Here is a 19,507-nt window from a genome sequence, read left to right as displayed (position 1 = left end):
GGCGGGAATGACTTGGATGTCCTTGTCCGAGCAGCTCGTGAGAACGGGCATGCCCGCCGGTAGCGCCGCCACGAGCGCAACCGGGTCCAATGCGTCTTCCTCGGCGAGTGCCTTGGCATTGGCGTGTACGAGTCCCGCATTCTGCAGCGGCTCGGGCAGGTCATCCGGAACAGTGCCCTCGGATCGCAGCGACTCGACGGCATCGGCGAGCGCGACGCGCAGTTCGTCAGCCAGTTCGACCGGCAACTGACCGGCGCCGACGACCGCATCGAGCTGGCGGTGAATCTGCGTCGTGAGTAGATCGAGAAGTCTGACGCTCAGTGGCTCGAGCAGTGCGAGGGCACTGACTCTGGCGCCCTCCTTCGCGGTGGCGAGAGCCAGTGCGACTACGGCGCCGTCGCTGTGTCCGACCACGAACAAGCGCTCGGGATCGACACCGGGTTGCCCGGCGAGGTAGTCCAGTCCGTCGGAGGCGGCGTCGACAAAAGTGTTGAAGCCGAGATCGGCGATGTCCTCGATCTCGTAGTCGCCGAGGGCGGTTTCGCCACTGCCGAGCTTGTCGTAACGCAGGCTTGAAATCCCTTGATTTTCAAGAAGATCCGCGATGAACCGCAGAGTTCCGATGTCGCCTTCGAGGAGGGCGCTGTCGCCGTTGCGATCGGTGGGGCCACTGCCGGCCAGAATCAGCGCGGCCGGGGCAGGGGCGTCGGGTGAGGCGGCCAGGCGAAGACTCCCGTACAGGGTGACGTCGCCGGATTGGAACGAGATCTCGGTGTCGGACATGACGACTTGTCTACCAGGTCGGTGCGGTCAGGCGGTGCGCAGACTCCGGACACGACGCCAGCCACGCCAGCTGAACCACAAGAGCGCGGCGAGCAGGGGAATGATCAGGAGCGGCAAGATCATCGCGATCAAGGAAGTGAAGAAAGTCAGCACATCCTCGATGACGGAAACGACGGGATTTGCCAGCCCACCGGTAGTGGCCGTACTGACCGCGCGAGTGCCGGTCTGCGCGGCGCTGAACGTCAACGCCGTCGGCGCTCCGACGATGATGCCCGCCAACGCGGCCATCGCAGGGTCGAGATGGCTGAAGGCCGCCCAGGCCGCGATCACTCCGGCGATCGGCCCCGTGACGTTCCCGATCACCGAGAGTGCGTTGTCCACGAACGGAATGAGGTCGGCACCCAGTTCGACCACCGCGGCGATTGCCAATGCCACCAGCGCGCCGGTCGATCCGATCCACCGCATCGACTCGCCGACGGTGATCCCGAACAGTTCGAAGTGGACGGCAGCGCTGAGCATCAGCAGGGGCAGGAAGGTTCGCATTCCGGACGCTGCGGCGAGTCCGAGGCCGAGCATGGCCGGCAACACCCAGGTATCCATGGGTGGAGTTTAGGTCTACTGTGCGCCTTTATTAACCGCCGGCGGTTAATAAAGGCGCACAGCAAAGTCTCGGAAAGGACCTTTCATGGCGACAAACCCGCAGCCGATGTTCTTCCTCAACCTGCCCGTCAAGGACCTCGGCAAGGCCACCACCTTCTACGAGGGCCTCGGATACTCCAAGAACACGCAGTTCTCCGACGAGAATGCGTCGTCGATGGTCATCAGTGACACCATCGTCGTGATGCTGTTGGCCGAGCCCTTCTTCAAGACCTTCACCACCAAGGGCATCGCCGACACCTCGACGTCGACGGAAGCGCTGCTCGGTCTCTCGGCCGAGACCCGTGAGGCCGTCGACGCCCTCGTCGACAAGGCGCTCGCGACCGGCGGTTCCGAAGGAAACGCGACGCAGGATCACGGCTTCATGTACAGCCGCAGCTTCCAGGATCCCGACGGCCACATCTGGGAAATCATCTGGATGAATCCCGAGAACATCGAGGGCTGAGCGACCGAACTTCCTCGGCGAGAGGCGAAACCCCGAAAACACTCGTAGCGTGGAGTGGTGACTGTCGCAAAAACCCTCGGAGAGCTACGCGCCTCCGGACACGTACAGCGAAGTGTCAAGGAAGAACTACGAGAGAATCTTCTCGCCGCGTTGCGGGACGGCCGTGACCCCTGGCCCGGGATAGTCGGGTTCGAGGACACGGTCGCCCCGCAACTCGAGCGGGCGCTGATCGCCGGCCACGACGTGGTTCTGCTCGGCGAACGAGGTCAGGGAAAGACGAGGTTGCTTCGCACTCTCGGGCTCCTGCTCGACGAGTGGACGCCCGTCATCGAAGGCTCGGAACTGGGGGAGCACCCGTACGAGCCGATCACACCGGCTTCGATACGTCGAGCCAAGGAACTGGGTAACGACCTCCCGATCGCCTGGCGACACCGCAGCGAGCGGTACTCCGAGAAACTGGCAACGCCGGACACCTCGGTCGCCGACCTGATCGGAGATGTCGACCCGGTCAAGGTGGCCGAAGGTAGGAGCCTCGGTGATCCGGAGACCATTCACTTCGGTCTCGTGCCCCGCGCGCATCGCGGAATCGTGGCCATCAACGAGCTTCCCGACCTCGCCGAGCGCATCCAGGTCTCCTTGCTCAACGTGATGGAAGAGCGGGACATCCAGGTCCGCGGGTACACGCTTCGGCTTCCGTTGGACGTTCTTCTGGTCGCGAGCGCCAACCCCGAGGACTACACCAACCGCGGGCGCATCATCACACCGCTCAAGGACCGCTTCGGCGCAGAAATCCGCACTCACTACCCCGTCGAGTTGGCGGGCGAGATCGCGGTGATCGAGCAGGAGGCGCACCTGGCCGCGGAGGTGCCTGACTACCTTCTCGAAATTCTTGCCAGGTTCACGCGCTTGCTACGCGAATCCACCTCGGTGGACCAGCGATCGGGTGTGTCGGCACGCTTTGCCGTCGCCGGCGCGGAAACCGTCAGTGCCGCCGCGGTACGACGGGCAGCGGTGCTCGGCGAAGCCGATCCTGTTGCACGGCCCGTCGATCTCGAGTCCGTGGTCGAGGTTCTTCGCGGCAAGGTCGAGTTCGAATCCGGTGAAGAGGGACGAGAACTGGAGGTGCTCGAGCACCTGCTGCGTCGCGCGACGGCCGATACGGTTCGGGTACGTCTCGGCGGGATCGACCTGGGGATGCTGGTTGCTGCGGTGGAGATGGGCAACACGATCGTCACCGGTGAATCTGTCACGGCCAAGGCATTTCTCGACGAGCTTCCGGACCTCGAGGTCCTGGACGAAGTAGCCGAACGTCTCGGTGCGCAATCCGACGGCGAGCGTGCCGCCGGTGCCGAACTTGCCCTCGAAGGGCTTTACCTCGCGCGCCGGATCTCCAAAGATCAAGGCCCGGGCGGCCGCTCGGTGTATTCGTAAGGGGCAGTGATGATCCACAATCCGCGGTACGGGCCTTACGACGGTGGTCCCGATCCGCTGGCGCCTCCCGTGGATCTGCGCGAGGCCCTGGCAGCAATCGGCGACGACGTGTTGTCGGGCACGTCGCCGCGCCATGCCCTCCGAGAGCTCCTGCGCCGAGGCAACCGGGACATGCGCGGGCTCGACGACCTTGCCGCCCAGGCGAACCGGCGTCGACGCGAGTTGCTGCGCCGCAACAATCTCGACGGAACTCTCGACGAGGTTCGTAAGCTTCTCGACAAGGCGGTGCTCGAAGAGCGCAAAGAATTGGCACGTGCTCTCGACGACGACGCACGATTCAACGAAATGCGGATCGAGGAGTTACCGCCGTCGACAGCTCAGGCCGTGCAAGATCTGGCCGACTACAACTGGCGCAGCAAACAGGCGCGCGCGGATTACGAGAAGATTCGTGATCTGCTCGGACGTGAGGTCCTCGATCAACGCTTCTCGGGAATGAAGCAGGCACTCGAGGGCGCTACCGACGAGGATCGTGAGCAGATTCGCCAGATGCTGGCAGATCTGAATCAACTGCTCGATGCGCACTCTCGGGGTGTCGACACTCCGGAGCAGTTTGCGGAATTCATGGACAAGCACGGGCAGTATTTCCCGGACAACCCGCGCAACGTCGACGAACTTCTGGATTCGTTGGCGCAGCGCGCGGCGGCCGCACAACGATTGCGTAACTCGCTCTCGCAGGAGCAGCGTGACGAGTTGGATGCGTTGGCGCAGCAGGCGTTCGGCGATCCGAGCCTGATGAGTGAGCTGAGTCAACTCGACCAGTTTCTTCAGGCGGCTCGGCCAGGTGAGGACTGGGAAGGTTCGCAACAGTTCCGCGGCGACAACGGAATGGGGTTGGGTGAGGGAACCGGTGCCCTGCAGGACATCGCCGAGCTGGAATCGCTGGCAGATCAACTGTCGCAGCAGTATGCAGGCGCAGCGCTCGACGACATCGACCCCGAGCTACTCGCGCGGCAACTCGGCGACGAAGCCGCCGCTGATGCTCGCACCCTGGCCGATCTCGAAAAGGCTTTACAGGAACAGGGTTTCTTCGATCGCGCACCAGACGGTCAATGGCGCTTGTCGCCCAAAGCCATGCGACAGCTCGGACAGACCGCTCTGCGTGACGTCGCCGGGCAACTGTCGTCGCGAACCGGTCAACGCGATACGCGTCGGGCAGGTGCGATGGGCGAACCGACCGGAGCTTCCCGCGAATGGGAGTTCGGGGACACCGAACCGTGGGACGTCACGAGAACCATCACCAACGCCGTCCTACGTGACCCGGGCCGAATGCCGGTGCGGCTGAGCGTCGTCGATGTCGAGGTGGCCGAAACCGAGCAGCGTAGTCAGGCTGCTGTGGCTCTGTTGGTGGACACGTCGTTCTCGATGGTGATGGAGGATCGCTGGGTGCCGATGAAGCGCACCGCTCTGGCACTCAATCATCTGGTGAGCACGCGGTTTCGCAGCGACGAGCTGCAGTTGATCGCCTTCGGACGCCACGCGCACGTACTGAGCCCGTCGGAGCTCGCTGGTTTGGACGGCGCGTGGGACCAGGGAACCAACCTGCACCACGCACTGTTGTTGGCGGCCAGGCATCTTCGACGCCACTCTAACGCACAGCCGGTGGTACTGATCGTCACCGACGGTGAGCCGACGGCTCATCTCGAAGCGGACGGAGAAGCCAGGTTCGACTACCCGCCGAGTGCGCGAACCCTCGGTTTGACGGTTCGAGCACTCGACGCCGTGGCCAGGCTGGGCGCCAAGGTCACATTCTTCCGCCTCGGTGAGGATCCAGGTCTGGCCAGGGTGGTCGACCGGATGGCGCACCGGGTGGGTGGACGCGTCATCGCACCGGACCTGGACGGCCTCGGCGCAGCCGTCGTGAGTGACTACATGCGAGGTCGCCGTTAATTCTGCCGCCGTCAGTCTTGTTCAGCGGGCTGGTGCTGGGTGATGCAGTGGATGCCGCCGCCACGTTCGAACAATGGTCTGGCGTCGACGGTGACGACAGTGCGTCCGGGGTAGGCGGCCGCAAGGATCCGGGCCGCTTCGGCGTCGGCCGGATCGTCGAAGCTGCAGGCGATCACTCCGCGATTGACCACGAGATGGTTGATGTAGCTGTAGTCGACGAATCCCTCGTCGTCGCGCAGGATCTCGGGCGCAGGTACCCGAATGACCTTCCACGGCCGACCGCCGACGTCCGTCGAGCTTTCGAACAACTCGATGATCGTCTTGCTGACGGCGTAGTCGGGGTGCACCGGATTGCGTTGGTCATGGACGAGTACCACTCCGGGGGAAGAGATGGCAGCGACGATGTCGACGTGTCCGCGCGTTCCGTACGTCTCCTGATCGCGAGTCAATCCGCGGGGAAGCCAGATCACGTGCTTGGCGCCGATGGTGCGGGCGAGTTCGGCCTCGATGTCGGCCTTCGTCAGGTCGGGGTTTCGTCCCGGATCGAGTTGGACGGTTTCGGTGACCAAGACGGTGCCGAGACCGTCGACCGCAATACCGCCGCCCTCGTTGACGATTGGTGAGTCGATCAACTGGGCACCGGATTGTTCGACGACAAATGCGCCGATCTTCGAGTCCTTGTCCCACTGCGCCCAATCCTGTGCACCCCAGCCGTTGAACACCCAGTCGACTCCGCCGAGACGGCCTTCGTCGGACAGGACGAACGTCGGCCCGATGTCGCGCATCCACGCGTCGTCGAGAGGTGCCTCGACGATGTCGACCTTCTCGGACAGGTACTTTCGTGCTTCTTCGACTTCGGCGGGATCGACGACGACGGTGACCGGCTCGAATTCGGCGACGGCGTGGGCGACGGCCGCCCACGTCGAGCGCGCTTCGTGCTGTTCTTCCGCGGTGTCCCCGAGAGAGTATCCGGCGCTCGGGTACGCCATCCAGGTACGTTCGTGCGGTTCACTTTCCGCGGGCATGCGCCAGGTCATCGGTTGGCTCCTGCAGTGTTCACCGGTGCGGTCAGGGCCGAGTAGGTGTCGGGTCGGCGAGTGGCCAGGAACGGGAACAGCGCAAGCCAGTCTTCACGGTGCTGCAGGTCGAGATCTGCGACCAGGACGGCTGATTCGTCGCGCGGAGCCTGAACGAGGATGCGTCCGTACGGGTCCGAGATGAACGACGAACCGTAGAAGGTGATGAGACCTTCACTGCCGTGGCGATTGGGGACAACCATGAAAGTGCCGTTGGCGATACCGTTTCCGACGATCACTTGCTGCCACAGCGGTTGGGTGTCGAAGTTCGGGTGATCGGGTTCCGAGCCGATCGCCGTCGGGTACACCAGGACCTGGGCACCGGCGAGGGAGTATGCACGTGCGACCTCGGGGAACCACTCGTCCCAGCATGTCGGGAGTCCGAACTTGGCGCCGAGTGCCTCGTGAACGGGGTATGCGTCCTCGGACGGACCGCCGCGAAAGTACGTGTCCTCGTAGTACCCGGCCGTCACCGGAATGTGGAGCTTGCGGGTACGACCGAGAAGTTCACCCCCGGGCGAGACCAGGATCGCGGTGTTGAAGCCCAGGCCGTCCTCGGCGTCGCTGCGCTCGTACAACGACGCGTGAACGAGAACCTGGTTCTCCGCGGCGGCCTTGGTGGCGAAGGCGAAAGTGGGTCCGGTGAGCAGGTCTTCCGCCGCGCGTCCGGGATTGTCGCCGGCCGGGGTGGAGGCGGGGTAGCGGCTGAGCGTCAGCTCCGGAAGAAAGACCACGGAAGCGCCCAGCTTCGCTGCGGACGCAATGCCTTCGCTCAATTCAGCGTGGAGGTCGTCTTGGTCCTCGTGCCAGCGATGTTGGACGAGACCTACACGCAGAGGGGTGGACGTGGACGGCGAAGTCGCGGCCGGTGACTCGGGTGGGGTGAGGGCGGTGATCGTCAGCATGGGGTTTCCTCGGTGCTCGGGTATTCGACGTTCAACGTAAAACGAATGTGATTCGTTAAGTATGGTGGGTGAGCGCTGATTGATCAAGGACTTTCGAGGAATTGTTTTTTGCGGCGCCCCGAACGGTGTGGATCACTACAGGAGGACATATGCCGCGGCCATCGCAACGACTGCTCTCACCGGCGATCATCACCGAGGCAGCGATCGAGTCGGTGGACGAATCCGGCGACTTCACCATGCCGGGACTCGCCGCAAGACTGAAGGTTCGACCGTCCTCGCTCTACAACCACGTTTCCGGACGAGCCGAGATCGTCGAACTGATGAGGGCTCAGCTGATGGCAGGAATCGACGTCGAGTCGGCCTCGGGGACTTGGAGTGAGACCGTCGCGGCGCTGGCAGCCGAGTACCGGCGAAGCTACGCCGCGCATCCTCGTCTGATTCCGCTCTTCACGGCCCAGACGGTGCAGGCCGGTGTGGCGTTCACTCTGTACAACGCATTGGCGCAGGCATTTGCCGATGGTGGCTTCGACCCGACCGAAACACTGCACGCGATCACGACCGTCGACAGTTTTGTTCTCGGTTCGGCCCTGGACCTGGCGGCGCCGGACGTCCAGTGGGCGTCGGGACCCGAAGCCAACGACGCGATGAAGGCGGCGTTGGCAACATCCGGGAAAAATCCCGAACGTGCCGACGCCGCCTTCGAATTCGGCTTGCGCGTGTTGATGGCGGGCCTGATCGCGCAGGCCCCCGAATCTACTGTCTCCTAGGACACGCTGAGGTCGTTCTCGTCGCGCAGAGCCTCCGTGTCGCGGTTGAGGGTCTTGCCCTCGAAGAACTCGGGATTGCGCACTCGCATGACCATCATCAGGACCGCGCCGAGGATGAGGATTCCGAAGCCGAGGAAGAAGACCAGGCCGATTCCGCCGATGGATGCTCCGCTGGCATTGTCCGGATTCATACTCTCCTGGACCGAAATGACGAACACCGCAAGCAGCATGAGGCCACCGATGAGTGGGAACGCGAGCCGAAAGACGAAGTTTCGTACGCTCTCGAAAAGCGTCTTGCGGAAGTACCACACGCACGCGAATGCGGTGATGCCGTAGTACCAGCAGATCATGATGCCGAGTGCGGCGATCGTGTCGAGCAGAGCACTTTCGGACAGGAACGTGACGACGCTGTAGAACACTGCGGTTACCGCGCCTGCCACGACGGTCGCGTACGACGGCACCAGGAACCGAGGCGAGACCTCGGCGAGCTTCTTGGGGAAAGCTCCGTATGCACCCATGGCGAGCATGGTTCGTGCCGCGGGCAGGAACGTGGTCTGCAGGCTGGCGACTGAAGAGACGAAGACCGCGAGGAACAGAAGCATTCCGCCCCAGTTGCCCAGTACCGGGTCGGCCAGAGCGCCGAAGACGTTCTCGGAGTTGTCGGGATTGCCGAGGCCGAGGCCTTCCTCGCCGACGCCGGCGTACATCATCGCGGCAACGGCGACCAGCAGGTAGGTGAGGAGAATGGTTGCGACACAGAGCAAACCGGCGCGGCCGGGGGTCTTCTTGGGGTTCTTCGACTCCTCGCCCAGCGTGAGACAGGTATCCCAGCCCCAGAACGCGAAGATCGATCCGGTGAGTCCGATGACAAACGCACCGATGGCGAGTCCGCTGAACGGGTTGAACCAACTCAGGTCGAAGGACAATCCGGCCGGGGCGTCGCCGGCGCCGACGTGAACCAGTGCAACGACGGCGAAGACGACCAGCAGCACCATCTGGAAGCCGACGAGCGCGAACTGTACGCGCTCGCTGGTCGTGATTCCCCGACTGGCAATCCAGGTGGCCAACGCGATGAATACCAGCGTGGTGCCGACGTTGACGAATTTATTGCCCGGCAGATCGGCGATCGACGGATTGTCGACCACCCGCGCGATGAACAGATAGAAGAAGTCGACGGCAATCGCAGCGAGGTTCGAGAGCACGATGATCGTGGCGATCACCATGCCCCAGCCGCACATCCAGCCGACGTACGGTCCGAATGCCTTGGTGGACCACGTGAATGACGCGCCGCAGTCAGGTGTGTCGGAGTTCAGTTCGCGGTACGCGTACGCGGTGAGGAACATCGGGATGAAGCCGGCGATGAAGATGGCGGGCATCTTGAGACCGACCGCAGCGACGATCAATCCGATACTGGCCGTCAGGGTGTAACCCGGTGCCACGGAGGAAATTCCGAGTACTGCGCCGGAGATCATGCCGATCTTGCCGGTAGCGAGTCCTTTGGAACTCAGTTCGGTGCTGGTCATGACAGTGCCTCCGGCTGGGTGAATTCGTGCTTGGGCACTACGACCATGGGTACGGGCAGTACGCGCAGCATCTTGGCGGCGGTCGAGCCCAGGAACAGTTTGCGGGGCTGTGCGAGTCGACTTGAACCGACCATCACGAGGTCGCCGTCCTGCCAGTCCAGTTGACGCACTGCCGATTCCACGGTAGATCCGTCGGCGATGATGACCTCGATGGGGAACTCCGCGGGGAGCGCCGCTCTTGCGACGTCGAGTGTGTCCTGAGCGTGATTTCGTGCACGCTCCCTGGCCGACTCGGCGGTGTCGCGATGATCGCGCAGATCGTTCTGGGGGTCGAGCGCTACCAGTGAGACCAGTCGCAACGGAACCTGCATCAGTTCGCTGGCGCGCACGGCGGTGTTCAAGACGATGTCGGCGCCGACACGGGTGCCGAGTGCACAGGTGACCTCTCGTATCGCAGTGGCCGCCGAGTGCCGCGTTCCGCGAGGCGCCAGCGCTACCGGGACATGGGCGGAGTGAAGCAGTTCGGTCGAGACCGAACCTATCGCGTGACGGCCGAGCAGACCGTCGCCGGAAGCTCCCACCACGATCGCGAGCGCATTCAGTCGGTCCACTTCGTCGAGCAGGCCCTGAGCGAACGACTCGTGGAAGCTCAGGTGTACTTCCACCTGGATGTCCTCGGGCACCGACGCTTTCGCCTCGGCGAGCCAGTCGTGTGCACGCGCGGCGAGGATGTCGTCGTAGCCGGCTTCCGAGGGAACCTTGGCCGGCAGTGTCCGATCCGGTGGGAGGACCATGCAGATGTCGAGTTGCGCGCCGAGACTGCGCGCGAGCTGGGCCCCGAGGACCAACCCGTCTTTACCGCTGGGTGTGGCGAGGTATCCGACGATAAGGCGCATGGTGGCTCTTTTCCGGATTGGAGGAATCTGCTGTGCGCCTTTATTAACCGCGGGGGGTTGATAAAGGCGCACAGCAGGAGGGGCGGCGACTCAGTCGTGCGAACTCATGACGTGCTTGAGACGGGTGTAGTCCTCGACTCCGTAGGCCGAGAGATCCTTGCCGTAACCGGAATACTTGAAGCCGCCGTGCGGCATTTCGGCGACGAGCGGGATGTGGCAGTTGATCCACACCGCACCGAAGTCGAGAGCAGCGGAGACGCGTTGCGTGACACCGTGATCCTTGGTCCAGATGCTCGAGGCCAGGCCGAACCGAACGTCGTTGGCAAGCGTGATCGCCTCCTTCTCGTCGGAGAAGCTCTGGACTGTGAGGATAGGACCGAAAGTCTCTTCCTGCACGATGTCGTCCGATTGCGCGACGCCGGTGATGACGGTCGGCTCGAAGAAGAATCCGGTTTCACCCGAACGCTTTCCGCCGGTAACGATCTTGGCCGACGCCGGCAGGTTCGCGATCTTGTCGCTCACGGCGTTGAAGTGATTGATGTTGTTGAGCGGGCCGTAGAAGGCATCAGGATCGGAAGGCGCTCCGGGGCGGAGCTTCTCGGCGTTCCGGACGAGGGCTTCGACGAGCTGATCGTGGATGGACTCGTGAACGATCACGCGAGTGGCCGCGGTGCAATCCTGGCCGCCGTTGAAGAACGCTGCCTCGGCGATGCCGGTGGCGGTCTTCTCGATGTCGACGTCGCCGAAGACGATCGCCGGCGCTTTGCCGCCCAGTTCGAGGTGCGCGCGCTTGAGCTGCTGTGCTGCGGACACGGCGACAGCGATGCCTGCCCGCACCGAACCGGTGATCGAGACGAGACCGAGGGCCGGGTTCTCCACCAACGTCGCGCCGGTTCCGCCGTTGCCGAGCACGACGTTGAACACACCGTCCGGCAGGATGCCCTTCGAGAGCTTCGCCAGGACCAGCGTGCTGCCCGGTGTGGTGTCGCTGGGCTTGAGGACGATCGTGTTGCCGGCCGCGAGGGCGGGCCCGATCTTCCACAGCGCCATCATGAACGGGTAGTTCCAGGGAGTGACTTGGCCGACGACGCCGATCGGTTCACGACGGACGTAGGAGGTGAAACCCTCCATGTACTCTCCGGCCGCCTTGCCCTCGAGAAGTCGTGCGGCTCCGGCGAAGAACCGCATCTGATCGGCTCCGACCTTGACCTCTTCGTCGGCGATCATCTGGTGGGCCTGGCCGGTGTTGGCGCTTTCGGCTGCGACGATTTCGTCGCTGTGCGCTTCGATGGCGTCGGCGAGCTTGAGGAGTGCAGCCTGCCGCACGCTCGGCGTCGTCTTGCCCCAGGTCTCGAATGCTCTCTGTGCGGCTTCGACGGCGGCGTCGACGTCTTCCTTCGTGGAGACCGGCGTACGCCCGACCACACTCTCGTCCACGGGGTTGATCAGGTCGAGTGTTTCCGTCGCGGCTGAGGCGACGAATTCACCGTTGATGTAGTTCTCGAGTACGACGATCGACATCGGTACCGGTTCCTCTCGAGGTCGAACGAGTTCCGGCCGAGGTGATCAGCACGGAACTCGCACTTTGTGGGGCGTGTGTGAGCAAGTGTGCGCTGACTCACAAGTAAAGGCAGCTGCCAAAAAGGTGAAATCTTTGATCGCCGACGCGCCGAGTTGTACAGTCCTGCCCATGACGATCGCTGTGCGGTGGATGTTGGCGCAGCCGGATCTCGCGCTGGAACTCAAAGGCGGCGCCCAGGGTGTCGGTCGCGAAATCACATTTGCGCACGCCACGGAGCTGCTCGACCCGTTTCGATGGTTGACCGGCGGCGAATTCATCCTCACCACCGGCATCCGATTGCCGTCCACTCAGCAAAAGCGCGGCCGTTATCTCCGAATGCTCGACGCGGCAGGTGTGGCGGCGGTCGGGTTCGGGACCGGACTCTCATATCCCGAGGTTCCGGCCGATCTGGTGGCTGTCGCCGACGAGATCGGACTCCCGCTGATCGAGGTGCCGCTGCCGACGCCGTTTGCTGCCGTCGTCAAGCGTGTGATGAGCCGGTTGGCAGAGCAGGAATACGAAGCGGTCCTCCGGGCGTCGCGGGCGCAACCGCGGATGACGCGTGCCGTCATCTCCGGCGGAACTGCCGCAACCGTGCGTGAACTGGCGATCGCAACCTCGGCGACGGTGCTTCTTCTCGACGTCGCCGGAAGAGTTCTCGAGAGCTCACCTCAACTGCCGACGGACGACGTGATCGACGAACTGCGAGCAACTCTCGGGGGCGGTGCCTCCAGTAGCGTGACGCTCGCCAGGTCTGGAGCGTCGATCGCGGTGCAGCAGATCAGCGTCGGGCGAACGCCGTACGGATACCTGGCGGTGATCAGTGCTTCGGCGCTCAGCTACGTCGATCAGATACTGCTCGGTCACGCGAACTCGTTGTTGGCGTTGGACTTCGAGAAACCTGCGCGCCTGCGTGCTACTCAGGATCAGTTGAATTCGCACGCCCTCGGGCTGCTGCTCACCGAGGATCGCGACCCGGCGCCGGCGTGGCAACAGATCAGGCAGGCCGCCGACGGCGAGGGAATGATCCGAGGATTGACAGTTCTTGCCGACACGTCCGACGTAGCGGGACGCGTCGGAGCCGAGATTGCCGAGTTCATGAACAAGGCAGGGCGCCAGTTGTTCTCGCGGATCAACGACACTCGCGTCACGGTGCTGCTGCGTGGAACCGACGACGTCGAGTTCGCCCGAGAGTTGCTCGGCGGGGTATCGAGGTCGGATCTTCGCGCGCTTCGTGTCGGCTTGAGCGCGCGACGGGTGGTCGCTGCGCTGGCGGTCGCCGTCGAACAGTCCCAGTTGTGTGCGTCGGCGGCGGAAATCGGTGGCGAACCTTTGGAATTCGCGGCGCTGACCGGAAGTGTGCTGCTGTCTTTCGATTCGACGCGTGAAGTGCTCAACACGTTGGCGGAAACGATGATCACACCGATCGAGGACTACGACCGTGACAACGGCACCGAACTGCTGGCGTCGCTGCGGGCATTTCTCGAGGCCAACGGACACTGGGAAGCGGCCGCCATCACGATGGGCGTTCACCGGCACACACTGCGGAGCCGAATGGCGAAGGTGGAGAGCCTGATCGACTGTCGGCTGGAAGTGGCCAGGGTTCGGGCCGAACTACTGCTCTCGATCATTGCCCGGCAATCGTGACTGCCGGGCAATGATCGAGACTTGGCAAAGCGGCCGTCAGGCCTTGCTGCGAGCGATGATGTCGGCAGCGGTTCGCTGACCCATCCGAACGGCACCGTCGACGTGCTGGTACCCCTCGGCCGCAATGTCGGAGCACGAGAAGTGAATCGGGCCGACGGGCGTGCGGGAATCCGCGCCGTAGCGGTGCAGGCCTCCGAGGTCGAAGCTCGCTGCGTACGCACCGCGGGTCCATTCCTCCGAGCCCCAGTCGGATTCGTAGTACACAACCGGCTCTTCGGCCTTCGGGCCGAGATAGCGGGCAAGTGAGGCCAGAATCGTGGCCTTACGCTCCTCGACGGAAAGCTCGAACATCGCGTCGGCCTTCTCGTCGGATACGAAAGCGACCAGGGTGCCGCGATCGTCCTCGTGGTTGGTGTTGTCGTACACCTCCTGCACTACCTCGGACGCGCCGAAGCCGGTGCCGGAGAGGCCGTCTTCGCGCCAGAAAGGCGTCTCGTACACTGCGTGAACCTTGATGACGAGGCCGAGGGACTGGTGCTGGTGCATCTGGTGCTGACGACGCGGCAGCGGGGGATCGTACGAGATCCGGGAGTAGAGGTTGGGCGGTACGGCCAGGATCACTCGGCTTGCCTCGACGCGAACATCGCCGTCCGCCAACACCGTTGCACCGGATTCGTTCCACTGCACCGTTCGCACGGGTGCGTTGAGGAAGAGGTCGTCGCCGAGGGCCTCTGCCATGCGGATCGATACCTGCTGCATTCCGCCGATCACTCGCTTGTCGAGGATGAAGTCCTCGTCGACGAGGTGGGAGAACGAGCCTGCGGAAGCGGCCATGAGTACGGCCTGCAGGGCAGAGAACGAGTGGGCGGGCTTGGTGAGCATGCCACCGGCGATGAAGAGGCCGATGTTGTCACGTGCCTCGGCGTCGTCGGACTGATTGATCAGCCACTGCTTGAAGGAGACTGTGTCGAGATCGCGGGCGAGGGGATGTGCCCACGGTTCCTCGGCGCCGATCTGGGCCGCGAGATCGTCCATCTCGTCGATGAGACGGTCCATCTCCTTCTTCGTGGTGTCGTTCGTGGGGAAGGAATCACCCGTGTACTGCGTCCGCTCACCTGCCGACGAGATGTAGACGGACTCGCCCTCGCGGTAGCGCTCGAAAGTTTTCAGGCCGAGTTCGTCGAGCAAGGAGATCAGCGCGGTCTGGTCGGGGGAGACCCACTGGCCGCCGATTTCCAGAACTGCTCCGTCGATGGTGTCGGTCCACGTGCGGCCGCCGACGCGGTCGCGCGCTTCGATCACAGCGACGGTCAAACCGGCCTTGCGCAGCGCGGTTGCAGCTGCCAGGCCAGAGGGGCCGGCGCCGACGATTGCAACGTCTCTCTGGAGATTAGGCACTTGCGAGCTCCTTCATGTTGAGCACCGCTCGAGTCGAAAGCTGCCGACGAGCGAGTGAACGGGTGTCGGTTTTCAGTCTGTCCCGAGGAGACGCACACCACACCTGACGAAACGGCGTGTTCGATCGTCGAACTTGTGCCGTTTAGGCGCGCAGCTAGCCGTTGACGACGTGACGATCGCCGAGCGGTCGGCTCAGCGGAACGTCCAGGCTGCCGAACACGGCAACCAAGATGCACATCTTGTCCGCGGCCTCCGGCAATGCTCCGGTTCGGAGCGTGACGATCACCGTCGTATCGGTCTCTTCGACGGTTGCGTACGCGCCGTAGCACTCCGGAGTGCCGGTCACGAAGTGGACGGCCACCGTGTGATCGTCGACCTCGGACCACGATTCGAACATCGTGGCCGTCGCACCCACGATGTCGGTGCGGCTGTCGAACTCCGTGCCCATCTCGCTGTCGTCGACCTCGTCGGGAACGGGGGTTCCGAGCGACCAGTCGGCGGGACTTGCTTCGTTGGCCGCCATCGGATTCGGTGCGGCAACCGGCCCCGTGGTCTGGGCCCCGACGGAGCATCCGGCCACAGCAAGGCAGGCCAGAACGGCGAGGGTTAGTACACGCATGAATCCACCGTAACCCTGCTCAAGCGAGTAGCGCTGTGACCAGCGCAATTGCGGGAATTGACGCCAAAGTGGTGACAAAGGCACTGTCTCGGGCGAGGACCATTCCGCGCCGATAGCGGCTTGCGTAGATGAAGACGTTCTGCGCCGTCGGCAACGTCGAGACGACCACGATGGCGAACAACTGATGACCGTCGATGCCGAGGAGGAAATGCGCCATCAGATAGGCCAGCACAGGTTGGACCACGATCTTGAGCGTCGATGCCAGCGCGACGTCGCGGCGTGGACTCGAGCCCTTCTCCAGCACCCGCACGCCGTAGAGCGAGAGCCCGAATGCCAACAGCGCACCGGGTACGGACGTCGCGCCGATCAATTCGAAAGGCTGCATCAGCGGCCGGGGCGGTACCCAACCGATCAACGCGACGATCAACCCCGCAGCGCCCGCGAGCACGATCGGATTCTTGAACGGGGCGGTGACGGTGTCGATCAACGAGAGCTTCTCGGCATCCGCGCCGCGAAGGGCCGTCAGATCGAGGATCGTCAAGGCGATCGGGGAGTACACGACGATCTGAAAGAGCAGGAGCGGCGCGACGAACGTGGCATCGCCGAGCACGAACACCGCGATCGGGATTCCGAGGTTGGCTGAATTCACGTACGAAGCCGACAGCGCGCCGATGGTCAGTTCGGGTAGCGGCCGGTTGAGCCAGATCTTTGCGACGACGACGTACAGAGCGCCGACGGCAAAGGCAGTAGCCGACGCAACGGCGAGCGTCGGCGAGAAGATCACCGAAAGATCGGACGACGCGAGGGTGGTGAACAGCAGGGCAGGCGTCGCGACGAAGAAGACGAGTCGACCGAGAACGAACTGTCCTTGGCTACCGAGGGTGCCGAGACGGCCGAGGAGATACCCGACCGCGATGACAACAAAAATTACGGTGAAACCCGCAACAACTCCCGACACGCTGCGGGCACCTCTCGACTGGAATGAATAACTTCGGGAAATCTTAGTCCGGGCAACAAAAAGGCCGCGCAGTCGAGTGACTGCGCGACCTCTTCGGTACTTCTACGTGTGACTACCGTGCACGTATGACTACCGGGCGGCGGTGAAGGGGAGCAACGCCATTTCGCGTGCGTTCTTCACTGCAACGGCGACCTGACGCTGCTGCTGCGGGGTCAGGCCCGTGACGCGACGGCTGCGGATCTTGCCGCGGTCCGAGATGAACGTGCGAAGCAAGTTGATGTCCTTGTAATCGACATGCGTGATCTTCGCTGCGAACAACGGGTTCTTCTTGGGCTTACGACCCTCTACGGGGCGTGGCTTCTTCGACGGTGAACGCTTGACTGCCATCCGACTTCCTTACCAGCTCGACTTGTGTACGCCAGGCAGTTCCCCACGGTGCGCCATTTCTCGCACGCGAATCCGGGAGAGCCCGAACTTCCGCAGGTGGCCGCGCGGACGTCCATCCGCAGCGTCTCGATTGCGCAATCGTACCGGACTGGCGTCGCGTGGTAGACGTTGCAGGGTCGCTTGGGCCTTCGCGCGCTCCTCTGCCGAGCTTTTCGGGGAGCGGATCGTCTCCTTGAGAGCGGACCGCTGCTCCGCGTACCGCTCGACGACGACCCGTCGCTGGTTGTTCTTCGCGATCTTCGACTTCTTGGCCATGCCTACTTCTCTTCTCGGAAATCGACGTGCTTTCGCAGCACCGGGTCGTACTTCTTCAGTACGAGTCGATCGGGGTCGTTACGACGGTTCTTGCGGGTCACGTACGTGTACCCGGTGCCCGCGGTGGACTTGAGTTTCACGATCGGGCGGATCTCGTTGCGTGCCATCTGCTCAGACCTTCTCGCCGCGCGCGCGGATCCGGGCGACGACGGATTCGATGCCGTCGCGGTCGATCGTCTTGATGCCCTTGGTCGAGAGCGTGAGTGTGATGCGACGCCCCTCGCTGGGCAGGAGGTAGGTCTTGCGCTGGATGTTCGGGTTCCAGCGACGGTTCGAACGCTTGTGAGAGTGCGAGACGGATTTTCCGAACCCCGGCACACGTCCGGTCACTTGGCAGTGAGCCGACATGGGTGTTCCTTTCAACTTGCAGATGACAATCATTTTCGACAATGCGGTGAGATCAATGTACCGTTCAACCTCGGTAATGACAATCATTCCCAGAAAGGCCCGCTGTGAACACGATCTTGGACGGCAGGACTCCGCTGGTCCTGGTCGCCGGCATGAGCGAATCCACCCCACACACCGCACGAGCGTTGCTGCGAACCGGAACTGTTCTGGTCCACCACGACCTGAGCCACGTCCGTGAAGGGGTGGTCCGGCGGACGGTCACCTCGATGACCGGGAGTGCCGGGTCTGCCGGCACGGTGTCCGAGCGCGAGACGATCCTCGAGCTCGCGCACGGCTGCGTCTCCTGCACCCTGCGCGAAGACTTGCTGCCGCTCCTGCGCCGGCTTCACTCGCACAGTTCTGTGCAGCGGATCGTGTTGCTGTTGGACCGCCAACTCGAGCCCGAGGCGCTGTGCTGGGCGATCGAGCACGTCGTCGTAACCGGCGTCGTCGGCCAACTGGACGGACCGGCGCAGCGGGACGTCCGCGTCGACGCCGTCGTGACGTGCATCGACGCGGTGACCTGGCTGGCAGACGCCACCGGCGACGAAGCCCTCGACGACGACCGCACCCTGGCTCAGGTCGTCGTCGGGCAGGTCGACTTCGCCGACGCGCTCGTCCTGCGCGGGTCTGACGGACTCGACGGCTGGCAGCGGTCCCGCCTGAACGCGGTTCTCGCGCGCATCGCTCCGCGGGTACCCGTCTTCGATGAGGGAGACGACATCGAGGCACTGCTCCTCGAGGTGCCTGCGGATGCGCGACGCGGTGAACTGGCCGACGCTCACTCACCGCTGTTGCGTCGCCAGCCGCCGCTCGACGACGACGGCGGAGTGATGCTCGTCGAGTTCACCGCGAACCGGCCGTTCCACCCCGGTCGTCTGCACGAGGCGATCGACGTCCTGCTCGAAGGCGTCGTGTACTCCCGCGGACGAGTCTGGGTGGCGACGCAACCGGGTGAAGCGCTCTGGCTCGAATCGGCGGGCGGTGGCCTGCGAGTTGCCAGCGCGGACACCTGGCTGGCCGCGATGACGCCGGAGGAACGAGACCGCGTTCCAGCTGAACGCCGTGCACTCGCGGCCCTGAAATGGGACGAGCGTTTCGGTGATCGCGACACCTCGATGGTCGTTCTGACGTGCGGTGCGAACCCGCTCGAGATCGACCGAACACTGCAGCACGCCTTGGTCACCGACGACGAATTGGCGGACGAAGCGTCGTGGGCAACGTGGGAAGACCCGTTCGGCGAGTTTCACGAAGACCCGTGTGACGAATCCGAATCACCTTATGCCGAAACCGAATCAACGCGAGAGGGAAACGAATGAAGAAGCAGATGCACCCCGACTACCACCCGGTGGTCTTCCAGGACGCCAGCACCGGCAAGAGCTTCCTGACCCGATCGACCGTGACGAGTGAGCGCACCGTCGAATGGGAAGATGGTGGCACGTACCCGCTGCTGGTCGTCGACGTCACGAGCGACTCTCACCCGTTCTGGACCGGAGCGCAACGTGTGATGGACACCGCCGGACGCGTCGAGAAGTTCGAGCGGCGCTACGGAAAGCGCAAGGCACTCTGATGGCCGTTCCCAAGCGGAAGATGTCCCGTTCCAACACGCGCAGCCGTCGTGCCCAGTGGAAGGCGACGGCGCCCGATCTGGTCGAGGTCACAGCCTTCGGCCAGACCCACCGAGTCCCTCGGCGACTGGTCAAAGCAGTTCGACTCGGGGTGATCGACCCGAGCCGCATCTGACC

The 19,507-nt window shown here is 63.6% G+C and carries 22 protein-coding genes; 8 read left to right on the top strand and 14 right to left on the bottom strand.

All coding sequences use genetic code 11. The features are described 5' to 3' along the window. Positions 1–783, bottom strand: a 783-nt coding sequence (locus tag ACYP01_RS00965) for an alpha/beta hydrolase family protein (RefSeq protein WP_459678220.1), incomplete at its 3' end; no start/stop codon positions are given. Between the two features lie 27 nt (positions 784–810). Next, the gene (locus ACYP01_RS00960; protein ID WP_007727593.1) at positions 811–1,383 is read right to left on the bottom strand and encodes a DUF4126 domain-containing protein; all 573 of its coding nucleotides are present in this window, start codon (positions 1,381–1,383) and stop codon (positions 811–813) included. 85 nt (positions 1,384–1,468) lie between these two features. Between ACYP01_RS00960 and ACYP01_RS00955 the strand changes: the two genes are divergently transcribed. Genes ACYP01_RS00955 through ACYP01_RS00945 form a run of 3 tightly spaced genes read left to right on the top strand, consistent with a single transcriptional unit; the run spans position 1,469 to position 5,263 of the window. Next, on the top strand, positions 1,469–1,885 hold the full coding sequence (locus tag ACYP01_RS00955) for a VOC family protein (protein ID WP_007727590.1): 417 nt from the start codon (positions 1,469–1,471) through the stop codon (positions 1,883–1,885). Positions 1,886–1,939: 54 nt separating this feature from the next. Further along, the gene (locus ACYP01_RS00950; protein WP_085998896.1) at positions 1,940–3,316 is read left to right on the top strand and encodes an ATP-binding protein; all 1,377 of its coding nucleotides are present in this window, start codon (positions 1,940–1,942) and stop codon (positions 3,314–3,316) included. Between the two features lie 9 nt (positions 3,317–3,325). Further along, entirely contained in the window at positions 3,326–5,263 is a 1,938-nt protein-coding gene (locus ACYP01_RS00945; protein ID WP_065455347.1) for a VWA domain-containing protein, read from the top strand. An 11-nt stretch (positions 5,264–5,274) separates the two neighbouring features. On the opposite strand, the gene ACYP01_RS00940 is transcribed toward ACYP01_RS00945, so the two are convergent. Both ACYP01_RS00940 and ACYP01_RS00935 read right to left on the bottom strand, forming a co-directional pair. Then, on the bottom strand, positions 5,275–6,300 hold the full coding sequence (locus ACYP01_RS00940; protein ID WP_042449028.1) for an agmatine deiminase family protein: 1,026 nt from the start codon (positions 6,298–6,300) through the stop codon (positions 5,275–5,277). Then, positions 6,297–7,244, bottom strand: a complete 948-nt coding sequence (locus ACYP01_RS00935; protein WP_054188815.1) for a nitrilase-related carbon-nitrogen hydrolase — start codon at positions 7,242–7,244, stop codon at positions 6,297–6,299. Before ACYP01_RS00935 ends, ACYP01_RS00940 begins: the two co-directional genes overlap by 4 nt. Before the next feature lie 149 nt (positions 7,245–7,393). Between ACYP01_RS00935 and ACYP01_RS00930 the strand changes: the two genes are divergently transcribed. Then, the gene (locus tag ACYP01_RS00930) at positions 7,394–8,011 is read left to right on the top strand and encodes a TetR/AcrR family transcriptional regulator C-terminal domain-containing protein (RefSeq protein ID WP_030536334.1); all 618 of its coding nucleotides are present in this window, start codon (positions 7,394–7,396) and stop codon (positions 8,009–8,011) included. On the opposite strand, the gene ACYP01_RS00925 is transcribed toward ACYP01_RS00930, so the two are convergent. From ACYP01_RS00925 to ACYP01_RS00915, 3 genes are all read right to left on the bottom strand, one after another. Further along, the gene (locus ACYP01_RS00925) at positions 8,008–9,534 is read right to left on the bottom strand and encodes an APC family permease (protein ID WP_007727566.1); all 1,527 of its coding nucleotides are present in this window, start codon (positions 9,532–9,534) and stop codon (positions 8,008–8,010) included. The two genes, ACYP01_RS00930 and ACYP01_RS00925, sit on opposite strands and share 4 nt — an antisense overlap. Then, entirely contained in the window at positions 9,531–10,430 is a 900-nt protein-coding gene (locus ACYP01_RS00920) for a universal stress protein (RefSeq protein WP_007727555.1), read from the bottom strand. The genes ACYP01_RS00925 and ACYP01_RS00920 overlap by 4 nt, the downstream gene beginning before the upstream one ends. Before the next feature lie 90 nt (positions 10,431–10,520). Beyond that, the gene (locus tag ACYP01_RS00915) at positions 10,521–11,951 is read right to left on the bottom strand and encodes a gamma-aminobutyraldehyde dehydrogenase (protein ID WP_003946421.1); all 1,431 of its coding nucleotides are present in this window, start codon (positions 11,949–11,951) and stop codon (positions 10,521–10,523) included. A 169-nt stretch (positions 11,952–12,120) separates the two neighbouring features. Between ACYP01_RS00915 and ACYP01_RS00910 the strand changes: the two genes are divergently transcribed. Then, a complete protein-coding gene (locus ACYP01_RS00910; protein WP_003946355.1) occupies positions 12,121–13,638 on the top strand; it encodes a PucR family transcriptional regulator in 1,518 nt (505 codons plus the stop codon). Positions 13,639–13,674: 36 nt separating this feature from the next. Here ACYP01_RS00910 and ACYP01_RS00905 read toward each other — a convergent pair whose 3' ends face one another. The 7 genes from ACYP01_RS00905 to rpmB form a co-directional block, all read right to left on the bottom strand. Then, positions 13,675–15,036, bottom strand: a complete 1,362-nt coding sequence (locus ACYP01_RS00905) for a flavin monoamine oxidase family protein (RefSeq protein ID WP_003946368.1) — start codon at positions 15,034–15,036, stop codon at positions 13,675–13,677. Between the two features lie 154 nt (positions 15,037–15,190). Then, on the bottom strand, positions 15,191–15,655 hold the full coding sequence (locus ACYP01_RS00900; protein WP_037132827.1) for a hypothetical protein: 465 nt from the start codon (positions 15,653–15,655) through the stop codon (positions 15,191–15,193). 19 nt (positions 15,656–15,674) lie between these two features. After that, positions 15,675–16,613 carry an AEC family transporter gene (locus tag ACYP01_RS00895; RefSeq protein ID WP_003946401.1) on the bottom strand — a complete coding sequence of 313 codons (939 nt, stop codon included), beginning with the start codon at positions 16,611–16,613 and terminating at the stop codon, positions 15,675–15,677. A 129-nt stretch (positions 16,614–16,742) separates the two neighbouring features. Further along, positions 16,743–17,000 carry a 30S ribosomal protein S18 gene (gene rpsR, locus ACYP01_RS00890; RefSeq protein ID WP_003946414.1) on the bottom strand — a complete coding sequence of 86 codons (258 nt, stop codon included), beginning with the start codon at positions 16,998–17,000 and terminating at the stop codon, positions 16,743–16,745. Positions 17,001–17,009: 9 nt separating this feature from the next. After that, complete coding sequence (rpsN, locus tag ACYP01_RS00885; protein ID WP_003946379.1) at positions 17,010–17,315, bottom strand: 30S ribosomal protein S14; 306 nt, start codon at positions 17,313–17,315, stop codon at positions 17,010–17,012. Between the two features lie 2 nt (positions 17,316–17,317). Beyond that, the gene (rpmG, locus tag ACYP01_RS00880) at positions 17,318–17,482 is read right to left on the bottom strand and encodes a 50S ribosomal protein L33 (protein ID WP_003946358.1); all 165 of its coding nucleotides are present in this window, start codon (positions 17,480–17,482) and stop codon (positions 17,318–17,320) included. A 4-nt stretch (positions 17,483–17,486) separates the two neighbouring features. Next, entirely contained in the window at positions 17,487–17,723 is a 237-nt protein-coding gene (gene rpmB, locus ACYP01_RS00875; RefSeq protein WP_003946346.1) for a 50S ribosomal protein L28, read from the bottom strand. Positions 17,724–17,827: 104 nt separating this feature from the next. Here rpmB and mrf point away from each other — a divergent pair, with 104 nt between their 5' ends. From mrf to rpmF, 3 genes are read left to right on the top strand one after another with little or no spacing between them, the layout of a single operon-like run. Beyond that, positions 17,828–19,081: a ribosome hibernation factor-recruiting GTPase MRF gene (gene mrf, locus ACYP01_RS00870; RefSeq protein WP_459678208.1), complete on the top strand. Its 1,254-nt coding sequence runs from the start codon at positions 17,828–17,830 to the stop codon at positions 19,079–19,081. Then, positions 19,078–19,332: a type B 50S ribosomal protein L31 gene (locus tag ACYP01_RS00865; protein ID WP_003946367.1), complete on the top strand. Its 255-nt coding sequence runs from the start codon at positions 19,078–19,080 to the stop codon at positions 19,330–19,332. The genes mrf and ACYP01_RS00865 overlap by 4 nt, the downstream gene beginning before the upstream one ends. Next, on the top strand, positions 19,332–19,505 hold the full coding sequence (gene rpmF / locus ACYP01_RS00860; RefSeq protein WP_007727540.1) for a 50S ribosomal protein L32: 174 nt from the start codon (positions 19,332–19,334) through the stop codon (positions 19,503–19,505). Before ACYP01_RS00865 ends, rpmF begins: the two co-directional genes overlap by 1 nt. Positions 19,506–19,507 lie beyond the last annotated feature (2 nt).

Source organism: Rhodococcus sp. no. 34 (assembly GCF_054589475.1).
The sequence above is the reverse complement of the archived record's forward strand: the minus strand, read 5'-3'. Positions and strand labels throughout refer to the sequence as shown.

Excerpts from the sequence above, each read along its gene's own strand:
- ACYP01_RS00960 (WP_007727593.1), bottom strand. The coding sequence starts at position 1,383 with ATGGATACCTGGGTGTTGCCGGCCATGCTCGGCCTCGGACTCGCCGCA.
- ACYP01_RS00955 (WP_007727590.1), top strand. The coding sequence starts at position 1,469 with ATGGCGACAAACCCGCAGCCGATGTTCTTCCTCAACCTGCCCGTCAAG.
- ACYP01_RS00945 (WP_065455347.1), top strand. The coding sequence starts at position 3,326 with ATGATCCACAATCCGCGGTACGGGCCTTACGACGGTGGTCCCGATCCG.
- ACYP01_RS00940 (WP_042449028.1), bottom strand. The coding sequence starts at position 6,300 with ATGACCTGGCGCATGCCCGCGGAAAGTGAACCGCACGAACGTACCTGG.
- ACYP01_RS00935 (WP_054188815.1), bottom strand. The coding sequence starts at position 7,244 with ATGCTGACGATCACCGCCCTCACCCCACCCGAGTCACCGGCCGCGACT.
- ACYP01_RS00930 (WP_030536334.1), top strand. The coding sequence starts at position 7,394 with ATGCCGCGGCCATCGCAACGACTGCTCTCACCGGCGATCATCACCGAG.
- ACYP01_RS00925 (WP_007727566.1), bottom strand. The coding sequence starts at position 9,534 with ATGACCAGCACCGAACTGAGTTCCAAAGGACTCGCTACCGGCAAGATC.
- ACYP01_RS00920 (WP_007727555.1), bottom strand. The coding sequence starts at position 10,430 with ATGCGCCTTATCGTCGGATACCTCGCCACACCCAGCGGTAAAGACGGG.
- ACYP01_RS00915 (WP_003946421.1), bottom strand. The coding sequence starts at position 11,951 with ATGTCGATCGTCGTACTCGAGAACTACATCAACGGTGAATTCGTCGCC.
- ACYP01_RS00910 (WP_003946355.1), top strand. The coding sequence starts at position 12,121 with ATGACGATCGCTGTGCGGTGGATGTTGGCGCAGCCGGATCTCGCGCTG.
- ACYP01_RS00900 (WP_037132827.1), bottom strand. The coding sequence starts at position 15,655 with ATGCGTGTACTAACCCTCGCCGTTCTGGCCTGCCTTGCTGTGGCCGGA.
- rpsR (WP_003946414.1), bottom strand. The coding sequence starts at position 17,000 with ATGGCAGTCAAGCGTTCACCGTCGAAGAAGCCACGCCCCGTAGAGGGT.
- rpsN (WP_003946379.1), bottom strand. The coding sequence starts at position 17,315 with ATGGCCAAGAAGTCGAAGATCGCGAAGAACAACCAGCGACGGGTCGTC.
- rpmG (WP_003946358.1), bottom strand. The coding sequence starts at position 17,482 with ATGGCACGCAACGAGATCCGCCCGATCGTGAAACTCAAGTCCACCGCG.
- rpmB (WP_003946346.1), bottom strand. The coding sequence starts at position 17,723 with ATGTCGGCTCACTGCCAAGTGACCGGACGTGTGCCGGGGTTCGGAAAA.
- ACYP01_RS00865 (WP_003946367.1), top strand. The coding sequence starts at position 19,078 with ATGAAGAAGCAGATGCACCCCGACTACCACCCGGTGGTCTTCCAGGAC.
- rpmF (WP_007727540.1), top strand. The coding sequence starts at position 19,332 with ATGGCCGTTCCCAAGCGGAAGATGTCCCGTTCCAACACGCGCAGCCGT.